Annotated in this window: 10 protein-coding genes; 2 read left to right on the top strand and 8 right to left on the bottom strand. The window is 50.5% G+C overall.

Annotation, left to right across the window (positions count from 1 at the left end):
• Nucleotides 1-172: 172 nt before the first annotated feature.
• A complete protein-coding gene (locus tag HY774_18265) occupies nucleotides 173-904 on the bottom strand; it encodes a hypothetical protein (GenBank protein MBI4750430.1) in 732 nt (243 codons plus the stop codon).
• A 39-nt stretch (nucleotides 905-943) separates the two neighbouring features.
• Here HY774_18265 and HY774_18270 point away from each other — a divergent pair, with 39 nt between their 5' ends.
• A complete protein-coding gene (locus HY774_18270) occupies nucleotides 944-1,096 on the top strand; it encodes a hypothetical protein (protein ID MBI4750431.1) in 153 nt (50 codons plus the stop codon).
• A 9-nt stretch (nucleotides 1,097-1,105) separates the two neighbouring features.
• On the opposite strand, the gene HY774_18275 is transcribed toward HY774_18270, so the two are convergent.
• A complete protein-coding gene (locus HY774_18275; GenBank protein ID MBI4750432.1) occupies nucleotides 1,106-1,786 on the bottom strand; it encodes a response regulator transcription factor in 681 nt (226 codons plus the stop codon).
• Between the two features lie 396 nt (nucleotides 1,787-2,182).
• Entirely contained in the window at nucleotides 2,183-3,793 is a 1,611-nt protein-coding gene (locus HY774_18280) for a HAMP domain-containing histidine kinase (GenBank protein ID MBI4750433.1), read from the bottom strand.
• Between the two features lie 242 nt (nucleotides 3,794-4,035).
• On the opposite strand from HY774_18280, the gene HY774_18285 reads away from it, so the two are divergent.
• Entirely contained in the window at nucleotides 4,036-4,638 is a 603-nt protein-coding gene (locus HY774_18285; protein ID MBI4750434.1) for a hypothetical protein, read from the top strand.
• A gap of 174 nt (nucleotides 4,639-4,812) precedes the next feature.
• Here the strand turns inward: HY774_18285 and HY774_18290 are convergent, their stop codons facing one another.
• The 5 genes from HY774_18290 to HY774_18310 all read right to left on the bottom strand — a co-directional run bounded on the left by HY774_18290 (nucleotide 4,813) and on the right by HY774_18310 (nucleotide 14,441).
• Nucleotides 4,813-5,730 (bottom strand): EamA family transporter, encoded by a 918-nt coding sequence (locus HY774_18290; protein MBI4750435.1) that lies wholly within the window; start codon nucleotides 5,728-5,730, stop codon nucleotides 4,813-4,815.
• A gap of 182 nt (nucleotides 5,731-5,912) precedes the next feature.
• Nucleotides 5,913-6,743 carry a TIGR04282 family arsenosugar biosynthesis glycosyltransferase gene (locus HY774_18295; GenBank protein MBI4750436.1) on the bottom strand — a complete coding sequence of 277 codons (831 nt, stop codon included), beginning with the start codon at nucleotides 6,741-6,743 and terminating at the stop codon, nucleotides 5,913-5,915.
• Nucleotides 6,744-6,998: 255 nt separating this feature from the next.
• Nucleotides 6,999-9,827 (bottom strand): hypothetical protein, encoded by a 2,829-nt coding sequence (locus HY774_18300; GenBank protein ID MBI4750437.1) that lies wholly within the window; start codon nucleotides 9,825-9,827, stop codon nucleotides 6,999-7,001.
• 46 nt (nucleotides 9,828-9,873) lie between these two features.
• The gene (locus HY774_18305) at nucleotides 9,874-13,248 is read right to left on the bottom strand and encodes a S8 family serine peptidase (protein ID MBI4750438.1); all 3,375 of its coding nucleotides are present in this window, start codon (nucleotides 13,246-13,248) and stop codon (nucleotides 9,874-9,876) included.
• A gap of 413 nt (nucleotides 13,249-13,661) precedes the next feature.
• Nucleotides 13,662-14,441 carry an SDR family NAD(P)-dependent oxidoreductase gene (locus tag HY774_18310; GenBank protein ID MBI4750439.1) on the bottom strand — a complete coding sequence of 260 codons (780 nt, stop codon included), beginning with the start codon at nucleotides 14,439-14,441 and terminating at the stop codon, nucleotides 13,662-13,664.
• Between the last annotated feature and the right edge of the window lie 146 nt (nucleotides 14,442-14,587).

A 14,587-nucleotide genomic window follows, 5' to 3' on the forward strand; every position in this document is an offset into this window, starting at 1 on the left:
ACCAGGGAGGGCTTGTTTCCCCGGACTCCGCTGCGCTCCATCCGGGGCTACGAGCCAGCCACCCGCTTCGCGGGCTCAAGAACGATTTTCTTTCAAATCAATATCTTACGGAAATTCCAGGAATTTCCAAACAGTCTCTTACAGATTGTCACCTTGTCACCTTGTCATTTGTTCACTTCTTCGGCAGGTTGGCCCGGATCTGAGCAGCAATTGGGTCAATCACTTGGGCGGGGATCAGTCGCCGTGAATTACCGGCCTGGGCGGTTACCCGATAACTGGCGCCATTGGGTTCGACAATTAAGGAAAAATCAAAGAGTGTACGCTCGGTTGGAGTCAATTTCAGGTTTGTGAGGACAAATTTCTGTAGCTCTTCTATTGTTCGCTCTCGATTTTGAACTGTCTGTGGGGATTCCTGCCTGCGGGCAAAATCATTGGCCGTCTGGTAGGAAATCAAAAGATTCAAAAAGGCTTCACGTTTTCGAGCTTCAGGAGTTCGACCAACAATCTCGCGGTACTCATCAACCCGCCGGTTCAAAAAATCCAGGTCGTATTCATACCGCATCTGCATGGTTTTGGCTTCAGTTTCAACCCTGCGCTGAAGGACGTTAATTTGTGCGGCTGAACTGGCTTTGAGATTGCTGAATTCCGTCTGACATTGAGTCAGCTCTTGCCGAAGTTGTCCAACTTCGTTTGAGCCCCCGCTTTGTGTTCCACTGGTTTTTCCCCCTTGATTGTTCACCAGATTCCGTCCCACTTCAAACCCCAGTCCCCCAGCCAGTACCAGCAAAACAAGAACCATGCCGAAGACCGGAAGTGGGTGCTGGTCAATCATCATTCTTAACATTTCACCGATGGTTAAATCTTCATAGTACAAACTGACTTGCGGAGATCGTTGGACACTCATATTGGGGGTTAAACACTCCTGAATCGAGAAGTTGCGGCCTTGACTAACAATAGCCGAGAAGCTGATTGGCGACAATTAGCAGCCCGACAAAAATTCCCCAATTCAAGGCAGTTTCACTGGAAAAAAGAAACGGCGGAAGCCACGTTGCCTCCGCCGTTTTTCCGCTGGATGTATTTTTATGTGCCGGGTTGATGAGATGGATTAACTCGTGAACTTGTATCCCACCCGGTGAACCGTGATGATGTACTTTGGATCGCTGGGAGTATCTTCGATTTTTTGACGAAGCTTGGCGATATGCATATCCACGGTGCGGGTCAACGGGGCACTGTTGTATCCCCAGACAACATCGAGCAAATGGTCCCGAGTAACCACCTCGCCGCGATGATCAATGAAGTATTTCAGAATCTTGATTTCCCGAGGGGAGAGATCAAGCAATTCGCCTTTTTTTCGGGCCTCATACTTTTTCAAATCCAGAGTAATGTCGCCAAATTCATAGAAATCAAGTTGGGTGTTCTGGCGTGACACCCGCCGTAAGACGGCTTCAACTCTAGCCATTAACTCCATAAAACTGAATGGTTTGGTGATGTAATCATCAGCCCCCATTTTCAAACCCAGCACTTTGTCAATTTCCTGCCCCCTGGCAGTTAACATAATGATGGGCGTGGAATTGCTGGCGGCCCGAAGCTGTTTGCAGACATCAAAACCGCTCATCTTCGGCAACATCACATCGAGGATGACCAGATCTATTTCCTTCTCGGTCGCCATTCGTAACCCTTCGACGCCATCCCGGGCAATCAGAACGGAATACCCTTCATATTCAAATCCATCCCGTAGCGCGACGGTGATGGAGGGATCATCTTCTACGATCAAGACTCTTCGCATAATAAACACGTGAGGTGGTGGAATGATTTTTCGTTGAAGTGTGGTTAAGAATTGTGAATATGCCTCATACCCGGTTTAAGTCAAAAAAGTTTTCAACTTCTCCGCCTGAAAACGAAAGAACGCATTTCAGAACGGGTCAGTACCACCCAATGACGCAGGTGGTACTGACCCGTTCTGAGTTTTGGAATAGGTCCCTTAGGGAGCGTTAAAAAACAACTTCCCGATTTTCATTTGGGTCGAAGCCATTTTCTTTTGAGTTCGGTGGCACTTTCCCTGACAAAAGCTCAGACCCCATTGAAGTCTTTGGATTTCTTTTTCGTGTTTTTCGTGGTTTTCGTAATTCGATCTCTCCGGGTGACTTTCGATAAAAACGGGAAGTTGTATTTTTACAGTCCCTTAGCTTTCGGCAACTGGAAGATGAATCGTGAAGGTCGTTCCCTGGCTTGGCTTGCTGTGGACGGTAATGCGCCCGTGATGAGCCTCAACAATATGTTTGACAATTGACAGCCCGAGTCCGCTCCCTTTGACGTCGTGAACACACCCGGTACACACACGATAAAATTTTTCGAAGATTTTTTCCTGGTCATCAAGTGGAATGCCAATCCCATGATCAGTCACGGAAACAGCCAGGTGGCCTTCTTCGGTTTCCAACCGAACCAAAATTTCTTTCGCCTGGCCAGAATATTTGACCGCATTATCGAGCAAATTGAGCAATGCCTGGGCAATGGCATCCCGGTCAATGACGGTTGGGGGTAATGGATCTTCCGGCATGGCGACTTTAACATCAAATCCGCTTTGCTTGAGTCGGAGATCCACAATTTTCAAGGTGTCATTGATGGTGTCAGCCAGATTGGCTTTTTCATACCGGTACATTTTTCGGCCAGATTCGATCTTCGAAAAATCCAGAATGTTATTGATAAGTTGAGTCAAGCGCTGGCTTTCGTTCTCGATATATTCACCATACTCACAGATTTTCTCGAAATCCTTGACCCGTCCCAGTTTCATAAATTCAGCAAAAACCCGGATGGATGAAAGTGGCGTGCGCAATTCGTGGGACACATTGGAAACAAAGTCGGTCTTCATTTCACACAACCGCATTTCGCGCTCAGCCGCACGGAGCGTAAACAAGATGCCGCCCATTAACACCAGCGTCATCAACCCCGAGAGCGTCAGGCTGTACCAGAAATAAGAACGGGCCCACTGTTCGGGTGACATATAACAGTCCCGGATTCCCAGGCTTAAATCCGTAAACACAAAGGGCATCGGCATCGAAATATAATCTTCCTGCTCTTTGGCTTTGGTCACATCAGTTGACAGCAGGATTTCACCACACGCTTGTCGCAGGTTCACGACCACATTTTTCTGGGCATCATCTGGGAAAAATTTCGGCAGGAATTTCTGGATCGCCTGAGGAAGGTAATCTTCTTTCAGAAAGTGCATATCCAGAACCACCCCAACCACCCCAACCACCTTAGAGTCATCATTCAGGATTGGATTGAGAATGATCCGGTTTTCAGGATCTTTTTCATAGACGGTCAGTGAGGCTGATTCAAATTGTGTTCCTTCCATCGAAACAAATTTCCACGGTGAACAGGCTGTACTCACCGCCGGCATTTTCGATAGTTCATCCGACTGAATGGTTTTGTTTTGAATTGAGTCATAGACCAGCAGAGAGCTGTTTCCACTTTGATCAAAAGTACAGGCGAAGAATTGTTTTGAGCCTGGAAAGGTATTGGCTTTAAAGTGGTTTTCAATCGCTTCAGTGCGGCGGGCTTCGACCAGATAGGCTGGAACAGTCAGTGATTGTTTGGCATGGACAAAGTAATATTCCTTGACGTCTGACACAATCGCCCACAGACAGTTCTTGAGCCACATTTTCTGGGCGGCGGGCATGGCTTTTTGAAGTTTGGCTAAGGACTGGTACTGCAACGCCACCAGAATCAGAAGCGGTGCGGTAACCGCCATCAACCCGGCGACAAGGATGTGTTTATTGAGAAAATCTTTCACGGTTCTCATAGGCTACGAAAATTTTTTGGAACTGAAATCGTGTAAGGGAGTGATAGTTGGGAAACCCGTGTCCGGGTTGAGCACATCATACGGCCTTTTTCGCACGCCGTCCGCTCAATTTCTCCGGTTTTTACAGTTCTCTTACATCGTTCACTTCATTTTACAGCAATTTGATGACCTTGCCCCTCAGGTTAGGCATACTGTCGCCCATCCACACCACAACCTCAGATCAGGAGGACCCTATGAATCAACCAGAAACGTCCGGAAGAAAGATGATTCAGTTTTTGGCCTGCGCGATGATGCTCTCCTTCTTTCTGGAGTTCTGTAGTGGCCTGGATTTGACTCAGTCATTTGGCTCATCGGCACAGTTTCAAATGGCAGCCGTGGAAGTTCCAGTTTCAGCGTCAGAAACCGAGATGCCGTCGTTGGAAACTCCTACCAGGACTGATGCTTCAGCCGCGAGTGTCAGTTTACCATCGAAGGCCAAATCAGCCGCCCGGATCACCCGTAAACCCGCCAAACGAACTGAATCACTCCCTGATTTCAATCCTGATCACATTGCACTTGTGGAAACCAATCTCGAAACCCAACTGCTCAAAAATATTATCCAGACGGCTGGCTCAAAGAAATCCTCAGAACTGGCGCTGGCCAAATGTGTCACCCAGTATGCACTGGCCAAATGCTCAACCGAACTATCTGGTGTTGAGCGAGTCAAAGCGATCAAGGTCCTCAAAGCCACCAATGTATTGATCCAAACCGCGAACCCTGATTTTTCCAAAATGATTTCAATCAGACCAATCAAAGCAATTGCTCCATTGATTAAACTCAAATCCACCAAATGCTAATGGTTGCTCTTTTTTCTGAACCCGACTGTTTTCCTCATAGATGAATCCAATGTTGTTGTGACGTTTCATTTCGCTTTGAGTTTTTTGTAAATGGCTCAATTCGAATTTTCAGCCTCCGGAAGAGTTCCGGAGGCTGTTTTTTTTCATCGGATTGGTTTTTGTGGAGGGCTCGCGTTACGTCTGATTGGGTTTGGAAGACGATTGCAAACTTTGCAGCACTCCGCGGATAGTCACCGAGGCAACAATCATCACTCCGCCAATCAGTGCCGACCGCGATGGAATTTCACCCGTTCCAAGGGCCACCCAAATCGGGTTTAAGATGGGTTCGACCAGCGCCAGCAACGTACTTTCAATGGCGGTCAAGCGAGCCACACCCGCTGTAAAAAACAAATAGGCCAGTGCAATCTGAACCATACCGAGTCCCACGACAACCAACCATCCGGCGATAGTTGGAGGTGGACTGGAAATCATCCACGGCAATCCGATCAAAGCAGCCAAAATATTTCCAAGAGCAACGGAAACCACTGCCGATACATGGGCTGAATGCCCTGGCCCGTGCTGCTGGTTCATCTTTAATTGATCCAATCGCAAAAACAAGGTGATTCCCGCAAACCCAACACCAGCAATAATCGCCACAATATTGCCCGTAAATCCAGCCGGTGAAAGCTGGTCCCGGAAAAAGAACAGCATCCCGAGCAAACACCCCGAAATTGCCAACCAGTCCAATTTTCGGATGCGCTCTTGCAGAAGTGGCCAGGACAACAACGCCACATAAATTGGCGCCATGGATTGCAACAAAATCGTGTTAGCCGCAGTGGTTAATTTGGTCGCCACGACAAAACAGGTCAGTGTCAGCGCGTAACTGAGCGCCGCAGCCCAAACCCAGGGTCGTTTTAAGCTCGATCCCAACGCGGGTAACTGGTTGGAGGCTTTTCCCATCAGCCAGATCAGCAACACCGGAATTGCAAAAAAGCTTCGGAATCCAGAAATTGCCATGGCATCGGTTTGAATGACTTTGATCCCAAGCCCACCGATACTCCAGATTGTGGCGGCAATTAATACAAAAAGAATGCCGCGAGAGCGCTCACTCATTGGTTTGTTCCTGAAAAATGATTTAAATTTGTTCTAACCAAACACAGACTTACACCATTTTGAAATAGTTCCGTCGTATAAGCAAGAAGCTAAACTATTGATAGAATTGTATTTCCCTCAGCCCTTAGCCCGATGCCCTCAGCCCTAAATGGCGCTACCCTATCTTCAATCCCCAGGAAAGTTCAACAATGTTTGGATCGGCTGCCACGCCGTCGTTGAACCTGTTGCTCAAAAAGAGACTGGATCACCTGCCAGGTCTCGAACGCGGCACCTGGATTGGCAGAAAGTTCTTTCCAAACCGCCTTCAGGTCAAAACAGGTATCAACATCATAATGCTCAGGCAAAAATCGAAGATTGAACCCAAACGATTGCGCCCGTTTCGCGACTGAAAACACAATTCGGTCGGTGCTCCAGGGCAGGTCGTGAAAAAAGGGATTGATCCGAACTGGGAGATTCGTGTTCGTATTGTTTTGAAACCCAATGAGATAATACCCGCCATCTTCAGACGGCCCGACCACCACATCTGCCTCGTCGAGCTTTGATAGCGCATCCATCACATAGCTGGCTGGGAGCGTTGGACTGTCGCTCCCAATGATGATGATGCGCTGGTATCCGCAGTTGAGAGCCTGTTGAATTGCCTGCGCCTGCCGGTGGCCAAGGTCGCCTTTATCTTGAGACAGAATCGCCGCTTCACTCAACCAATCTGGCAAGGCAAAGGGTGTCAGTTCGCCGGTAAATATTCCGTTCTTTGGCCACGGAGATGAAGTACACAACCAAAAATCAGCCGAGGTTTCCGCCTGAACAACCCGCAGGGTGTGGAGTGTATCAACCACAAACGCATGAAGCAATTGCCGACGTTGATGATCAGAACAACATCGGGCCAATCGGGTCTTAATCTCTGTTTCTCCAGGCGCCCGGCTCAAGAGAATCACAATCGCATCTGAGGTCATGGTGTTGAGGGTTTGGGGTTCGGGGTTCAGGGTTTCGGCGATGAGTTGACTGATCCCACTCAAGATGAAGACTGTGGAACTGGCGGGTACCACTCAACGTGGAGTATCTGGCCCTGAACCCTGAACCCTGAACCCTGGTGGTATGATATTTCCATCCGACTCCCTGACTACTGACTACTGACTGGTGTAAAAACAAATTGTCCGTGACGGTTGCCGGTTTGACTGGTGTTCATACACCAACCATCAATGCCAACAACCGTCACGGACATCAAAACAAAGGCACAATCGCGGTTAGAATCCCACGAGCGCCAAACTTATTCAGCGCACAACGATTTCCTTGGAAGGTGTGTTATTGACCAGGACACCGATTAAGCTCCCTGGTGTAATGCGCTGTTTTTTGGGTTTGCCTTTGATTGTGATCTTGGTTGATGACTCAATTGTCACCACGCTGCTGTTGATGGCGATTCCATTCACCAGCACCACGGTGGAACCGGCTTTGAAGCCCACCCCAGTCAGCGTCGCGCTTTTCTTTTCAAGCACAATATTGGTGACCTTCGGTTTGATATCAAAAGTTGAGGTGGTGATGGTCGCTTCAATTCCGTTCAAATCAACCAACGTCAAGGCCAGTTGCAATCTCAAGCCGGGTTCAAGGGTTGTGGTATCAAACATAAATTCCCGAACCGTTGCATCAAGATTTGGTGCAATCGGAACTGGAGTTCCATTGGCCAACAACGCCAGTCGTTGGGATTGAATTCCAGCGTTGTCCTGAGCCTGCCAACCCATCTGGAGCTTGTCGCCAATTTCCAAAAATTGCGGGAAGGTGGTCAGAAATATCGCCGTTGGTGGCTGCCGATCAGGAATGGTGAGCAATCCAGGAGATTGATCCTCACCTACATTTTGAGCTGCATCAAAGGACTGAACTTTGATCACACCCTGACTGGTAAAGATCGTGGTTGGAACCTTCCACTCAAATTCTGAAGTGGTTGGTGGAATACCGGCGGCAATCACGATGGGGAAGGTTTCTCCACCATTGGCTGACAGCAGCAAGTTGGTTTTGACCACCCCCCGATCATCACTGGCCTCCCATTTAATGGTCACCAGTGAATCAGGTTCCAATGTTTGAGCACCGGTAAACCCAAGCAGGATCACGCGTGGTGAGCGGGTATCATCCGACCCAATCCCAGTCAAGGCAATCGCCGATTCAGGAATGTTGACCGAATTGTTTGAAATCAAAAGCTTTCCTTTGACCTGTCCCACTCCCTTTGGTGTCCAGGTCAGCCGCAGGGTGATGGACTGAGGGCTTTCCAGGGTAAAGGGCGCGGTGCAGGGGGCGCTTTCCGGGCATGGTTCAAGCGCAAACCCCGACGCTTTGGCTTCATCGTCAAGCTTGATTTCACGAACTTGAAGCGGTGCCGCCCCCACGCTTTGCAGCGCGAGTTCAAATGGATCGCTCTTGCGTCCAACCCGTAACGTCCCGAAATTCACCAGGCTTGTCGAAAGTTCAAGTGCCGGGCGTGGCAATCCAGAAGTAAAGTTGCGAACAAAGCGTTCCCCATCAAAGGTACCCCATCCGGTCACCGGGTCAAACCCAGGGCCAGTCACATCTCCGGTGCTGCTTCCGACGAAGTTGTTCCCACTCAATATATCGCGGTACACCTCTGGTCCAGTCCCCGCAGCTTGCTGGATACCAAGATTGTAAAGCGGAAGGTTGACTGCCCCCAGCCCGCTTCCGCCGATTTGCTGATTGACCAGTGTAAAAATGGCCGCCCAGGCGGCGGCAGGGACGCCCGTTCCGGCATAGCAGGTTCGAATTCCATTCAGAATGACCACCAGATTTCCACCGGCGTGGAACGATACATCTGGAATAGCCCGTTTCCGGTTCGGCAAAATTGTCATGCGCGATTGATAGGCTGGTTTCTCAAATACCTGACTGGTGCCACCGCCGCTGGCCCCGGCATCATTATTCCAGGCAACTTCCGCGTCATAGCGGATGACTTTTCCTTCACTATCCCGAATCGGCAGCAATTCTGTTCCGCCAACCGCCGTTACATTTGGGCTCGTGGCTGGATAGAAAACTGAATTGCCATTGTTTCGACATCCATCCGAGCCGTTGTCGCCGCTGGCGACCACCCAGGTTTGTCCTTGAGCCGCCGCTTGCAGCAACAGTGCTTCCTGAGCCTGGATCGTGGCTGGCGATAATGCCTGTTCACAAATTCCTAAGCTGGTAGCCACCACTTTGGTATCCCGAAGCCGATCAACCACATACCCAATCGCAGCCGTGATATTGGTGGCGGTTACATCGCCACTTCCACTGGCGGCGACCTGTACTGCCTGAATCAACGCCTCGGGCGCCATCGCTGATAAATATTCAACTTCGGCCATCGCTCCGTTAAAGGCGGCGCCTGGTGTTCCAAGCCCGACAGAGTGAGGTTCAACCGCTCGGACCGGCAGGTTATAGCTCTGTTGAAACATGGCCAAATCAGTTGGGGCGACCGCACCGGCCATGACCAGCGCCACTTTCTGACCGTTGCCCTTGATACCGACATTGTAGAGTGGGCTCAGATTGTAAAGTGACCATAAGTCTTGTGGATAAAAGAGTTGGCGTAGATCACAGTTTTGGCCGTTGGTGCTGGCCTTGACCAACTGGCGCTCACTCTGCAGAGCGTGATAGACGTCAACACCATCCAATCCTTCAACCACACTCACATCACCAGCCAGATCCGCCGGTAATTGAGTCACAGCAACGCGTTGGCCAGCAGCCCGTGCCGCTTGAAAACCAGCCAGGGTCGGGGCAAACACTTTCCGGATGACCGATGCCGGCGCCTGACACACCAGCAACGACCGATCATTGATCCGATAGGCAATCTTGAGTCCAGCGGCTTTGGCCCAGGCTTCAACCCGGTCACAGCTTTCAGTCGTGGGGGCAAACCGCCGCCGAAACTCATCGTGTGTGAGCCAGCGTCGGTAAACGGCGGAACCTGGGGTTTGTTGTTGTTCGACCAGGGCCCGCAGGCCCGCTTCATCACGCAGTCGAACATGAATATTGACGGTGATCACCTCTTCGGTTTGAGGACCTTCCGCCCGAATACCCGTTGTCATAGCCAGCAACAGGCACAGCAATCCAAAAAAGAGTATAAAGCGTTTCATAGCCATCACTTTTAGTCCGGTAAATACCGCTTTCCTGGGCGGGGTTTTATTTTTTCAAGGCGCCAGTGCGCTGTGAATTTTGCTGGAAGGTTCCCCAGGGAACATTTTCTGGGCGATAGGCGCCGGGGAAATGAAACGCATACACGCGCTCAACCGCGGGGATGACGCCATCTATTTTGCCGTCTCCATCCAGATCCCCCAGTGCAAACCCTGACCAGAGATAAGGAACCAACCGTGGCCCAATAATCGCTTTTGGCCAGCCGGTATAAGATTTCCCGTCGCTATGAACCGCAAACAGGTAGTAATTGCGGTCGGTAAACGGCGTCAAACTTGAACCAGAAAATAGAATCTCCGGTTTGGCATCTCCGTCAATATCCCCAATCACCGGTTGCGAATAGGCAAAGGTCGAAGCCGCCACCACCGGAAATCCTGGCAGATAGCGGCCATCCGCCTGATAGACCACCAGTTGGTTGGCGGTTCTGACCACAATTTCAGGTTTTCCATCGCCGTTTAAATCAGCAACCGCTGGTGGCGCAACCAGGTGGGTGGTGTTTTCAACCATCTTTGGCCAACCAGCTATCGGTCGTCCATCGCCCCGGAAGGCATAAGTCTGAGGATTGGGAAATTCACCTTTGGGATCACGGCAGGCGACAAAATCGAGCTTGCCATCACCTGTTAAATCCGCAAGTGCCCCGACGTTCACAAAACTGGATTCAAAGTCATTTGGTCCCAGGGTAATTGGCCATCCGCGAATCAGTTTTCCCTGGTTTGAATAGGCAAGATAGGTCGTAAACACCGAAGCTGTATTACTTTGCGCCCGGGTGTACCCAACAATGATTTCCGGTGCGGAATCGCCTGTGATGTCGCCCACCATCGGCGAACAGGCCCCCAGGCCAATCACATTTTCCCCTTGCTGGACGGCCACCGGATAAATGGGGACTGAAAATCGAACTTGCCCGCTTCCATTGATCACAACCAGTTCGGGAGGATCGGCTTCGGTAAAACCACCGCCAATCGCCAGAATTTCAGGACGATTGTCGCCATCTATATCAGCCGCCGTGGGTGATGGGAGCGGAAAGGAGCTGATGGTGTTAAAGTTATTGAGTTGAACTGGGAAACCAGCCGCCGGTTCGCCTGAAACGTGGTAGGCGTAAATCACCGGCCCTGGATAATACCCGGCGGCAATGATTTCCGGGCGGCCATCACCATCCAGGTCGGCAATGGTTGGCGATCCCTGAACCAGTTGATTGACTGCTTTTGGCCAGGCATCGGAAATGGATTCGCCATTGGCATTCATGACATAAATCCGTCCATCCCCAAACACCGTCAGTCCCTCAACCACGACTTCCATTTTTCCATCGCCATTGAGGTCGGCCACGGCTGGGTTTGAAAGCGTGTAACCACCGAGTGGTGACGGCCATCCTTCGATCAATTCTTGATCTTGAATTAGAAAAATTGATGCCTGATCAATAAAAATTCCACCTGAGCGATTAAAGCCGATCAACCGAAACGTGTAGGTGCCACCTTCAGCATCAGTGGGGACTTTCCAGGTAGTAAGCTCTTTATTGACAGCCGGTTGCAGTGACGTCGCAAGCTGTGTCCAGGTGGTTGGTGATTCGCCAACCCCAACCTGGAGCAGATAGGACTCGAATTCGATCCCAGTCGCGGTTCCAGAAACAGGAATCTGGTCTGAATTGAAATAGATTTTATAAGGAGTAGGTGAGGTCAATTGGACAGCAACCGGATTTCCACGCTCCAGTTGGCGAATGGCTGAAGCGGCGCTAATTCGTCCATATCCAAGTTGCAGGGAGAATTTTTGGGTAATGGGCTGGCTGCTGAGATCGGTCGAACTTTTCAAAACCTGACGGACCTGCTGGTTGGTAAAATGCGGGAACCGAGAGCGAACCAACGCCGCGATTCCAGCCACGTGCGGCGCCGCCATGCTCGTGCCGTTCAACCGCAAATATTTCGTCCCATCAGAAGCAGTGACAATGTACTGGCGGCCTTCGGCTGAATCAACAATCGCCGCTCGCGAGGCTAAACAGGACAGCACGTCAAACCCAGGCGCCATCACATCCAGTTTGGGGCCAAAATTTGAAAAATTGGCAACGTTTTGATTTGGACCAATCGCACCAACCGTCACCACCGTTCCAATCTCAGCCGGAGTTACACTTTCGGTCGAAGTCTTACTATTCCCAGCCGAAACCACAACCACCACTCCGCGAGTCTCAGCCAGGGCACAGGCATCTTCCATCACGCGAGTCCGTGGTCCACCCAACGAACAATTGATCACATCCGCCCCATTTTGAGCGGCATATTCGACGCCTTTGGCAATTTCGAGCAACGTCCCGTATGGCAACTCATTCGGAAAAGCCTTGATCGCCATCAGTTTGGCCTCATAGGCGACACCGACCATACCAATACTGTTATTGCCGACTGCGGCGGCAATCCCAGCCACGTGTGTTCCATGTCCGTAACTGTCAAGCGGGTCATTGTCCTGATCATCTAACCGGTCCAGATCCGCTCCGGAAAAATCCCACCCCATAGCATCGTCTACAAATCCATTGCGGTCATCATCAACCCCATTGTTTGGGGTTTCTTTGGTATTTTTCCAAATATTGGCGGCCAGATCCGGGTGAGTATAATCAATCCCGGTATCCACCACGGCAATGACGATATCTTTTCCAGTTGACCGATCCCAGGCATCTAAAGCGCCCACATTTTTCAATCCCCACTGGTCATCATAACTCTGCTTCCAGGTCCCTCGGGAGCTGTAGTAAGGATCATTGGGCGCCTGGGCAAAGGTATAAGCACGCCAGTTGGGTTCGGCATACACACACAAACCACTTTGCTCAAGTTTGGCACAGGCGGCTTCGATATCGGTTTCCCGATCAACTTCAACCACCATGGTTTCAGCCAGGGCTTTCAAGTTACTGACCTGTAAGGTCGAGTCAATGGCCGTCACCCGCGCTTTCTGATTTGGAAATCGGGCGAGATCGGTTTGCAGAATGTCATTGAGCGTTTGCCCCGTGGCGAGTCGTTCGGCCAGATCTTCAAAGGCAGGGCGAACGACCTGCACCGGAATCTGTAGGGCTGCCAATCGGCTTTCAAACTCCAGTGCCCGTACTTTTGGGGCCACCTGGGACGCTGGCTTGAGCCGGACAATCAATTGACCGGGTTCATATTCTTTTGGAAGCGGCTGGCCTTCTGGAGTTGACCAGGCTTGAAGGCCACCATCGGGCGCGACTTCCTGGGTCCGTCGGCTTTTTGCAACACTGGCTTGTGGAGATTGTAAAAACCAAAACGTGGTTCCAACACAGGCCACGACCAGGAAAAAGGCACACAGCACCCGGTACCAATTTCTGGACCGGCCCCGGCGGCTCAGAGAAGCGGGTTGAGCAGGCTGAATTGTGGTGATCATGAAAAAAATAGACCTCGCAGGCAGAAAATGCTTAAACCTGGATGTAGTGCGCAGGAAGGAGGGGTAATTAACCTTTTCTTCGTCTTTTCGAGTATTTCGTGCGACGGCTTTCAAACTGGTATCAACAAAGAAAAAAATTAAACCTTGTCGAATCCTCCAGGCATTCAGTGTGGGGTGTGGATTGGAAGTGTATAATCAACGGGATCAGTATTTTAAATAAGAAAACGTGAATTTTTACTTGAAGTCACATCACTGTACCAGAAAACAGGGCTCCATGGAAAGAGCCTCTGGCGAACAGATTTCTGGTGAACAGATGGCTGAAATACAGGGTTAAGCCCGTCAAAGATACAAATTCCTGGGCAGAAGTACCAGTAAAATCTGAAAGCGGCGTCAAGCCGCCGCACTCCAAACCCTTAGCTTCGGCGGTGGACGTTCATTCCAGCCTGATCAATCGAAGTCACAATCATGGTGTCAATATTGACGTGGGTTGGTCGCGAAGCCGCGAAGATGACACATTCGGCGATATCTTCAGCCGTCAGGGGTGAAATCCCCGAATACACTTTGCTGGCCCGATCCGTGTCTCCTTTGAATCGAACCTGACTGAACTCGGTTTCAACCAGTCCTGGATCAATCGAAGTCACCCGAATTGGCTGCCCGAGCAACTCCTGTCGCAAGGCTTCAGAGATGGCGCGCAGGGCGTGCTTGGTTCCGGCATACACGCTACCGCCAGGGTAGGAAAGATGCCCGGCCAGCGAGCCAAGGTTGATAATGTGACCCGCTGCCTGTTTGGTCAGATGGGGTAACATCGCCCTGGTCACCCGCAAAACACCCATCACATTGGTATCAAGCATCGTCATCCAGTCTTCGTCTGAACCTTCGCTGACTTTGGCAATTCCAAGCGCCAGCCCGGCGTTATTGACCAGGATGTCAATCGTGCCAAACTCCACTACCGACGCTTCAACAAACGCCATGACGCTTTGGGTGGAGCACACATCGAGCGGGTGGGTAAATACCCGAACGTCATATCGTTCGTGGGCCTGATGAGCCAATTCTTTCATTTTGTCACATCGGCGGGCACCGAGCGCCAGGTGGGCGCCTTCGGCGGCAAACGCCAGGGCGGTGCTATATCCAATTCCGGAACTGGCACCGGTGATCATCACAACTTTGTTTTTCAAACGATGATGAATACTCATAAATGCTTTCAATCACGTGCTTTCAGAATAAGAATGTGGAAAACTGCACTCTGTCACAGTTTCGCGGTCGAGCAACTTTGAAGGCTTTGCAAACCAGCCTCACTCATACCATTTTGGAATCAAGTGGCTGTATTAGAAAATAATCA

The organism is Acidobacteriota bacterium (assembly GCA_016208495.1).
GTDB lineage: Bacteria > Acidobacteriota > Blastocatellia > Chloracidobacteriales > Chloracidobacteriaceae > JACQXX01.

What these genes read in the sequence shown, in the direction of transcription:
- HY774_18265 (MBI4750430.1), bottom strand. Translation starts at nt 904, where the DNA reads ATGAGTGTCCAACGATCTCCGCAAGTCAGTTTGTACTATGAAGATTTA.
- HY774_18310 (MBI4750439.1), bottom strand. Translation starts at nt 14,441, where the DNA reads ATGAGTATTCATCATCGTTTGAAAAACAAAGTTGTGATGATCACCGGT.
- HY774_18305 (MBI4750438.1), bottom strand. Translation starts at nt 13,248, where the DNA reads ATGATCACCACAATTCAGCCTGCTCAACCCGCTTCTCTGAGCCGCCGG.
- HY774_18285 (MBI4750434.1), top strand. Translation starts at nt 4,036, where the DNA reads ATGAATCAACCAGAAACGTCCGGAAGAAAGATGATTCAGTTTTTGGCC.
- HY774_18290 (MBI4750435.1), bottom strand. Translation starts at nt 5,730, where the DNA reads ATGAGTGAGCGCTCTCGCGGCATTCTTTTTGTATTAATTGCCGCCACA.
- HY774_18300 (MBI4750437.1), bottom strand. Translation starts at nt 9,827, where the DNA reads ATGAAACGCTTTATACTCTTTTTTGGATTGCTGTGCCTGTTGCTGGCT.
- HY774_18275 (MBI4750432.1), bottom strand. Translation starts at nt 1,786, where the DNA reads ATGCGAAGAGTCTTGATCGTAGAAGATGATCCCTCCATCACCGTCGCG.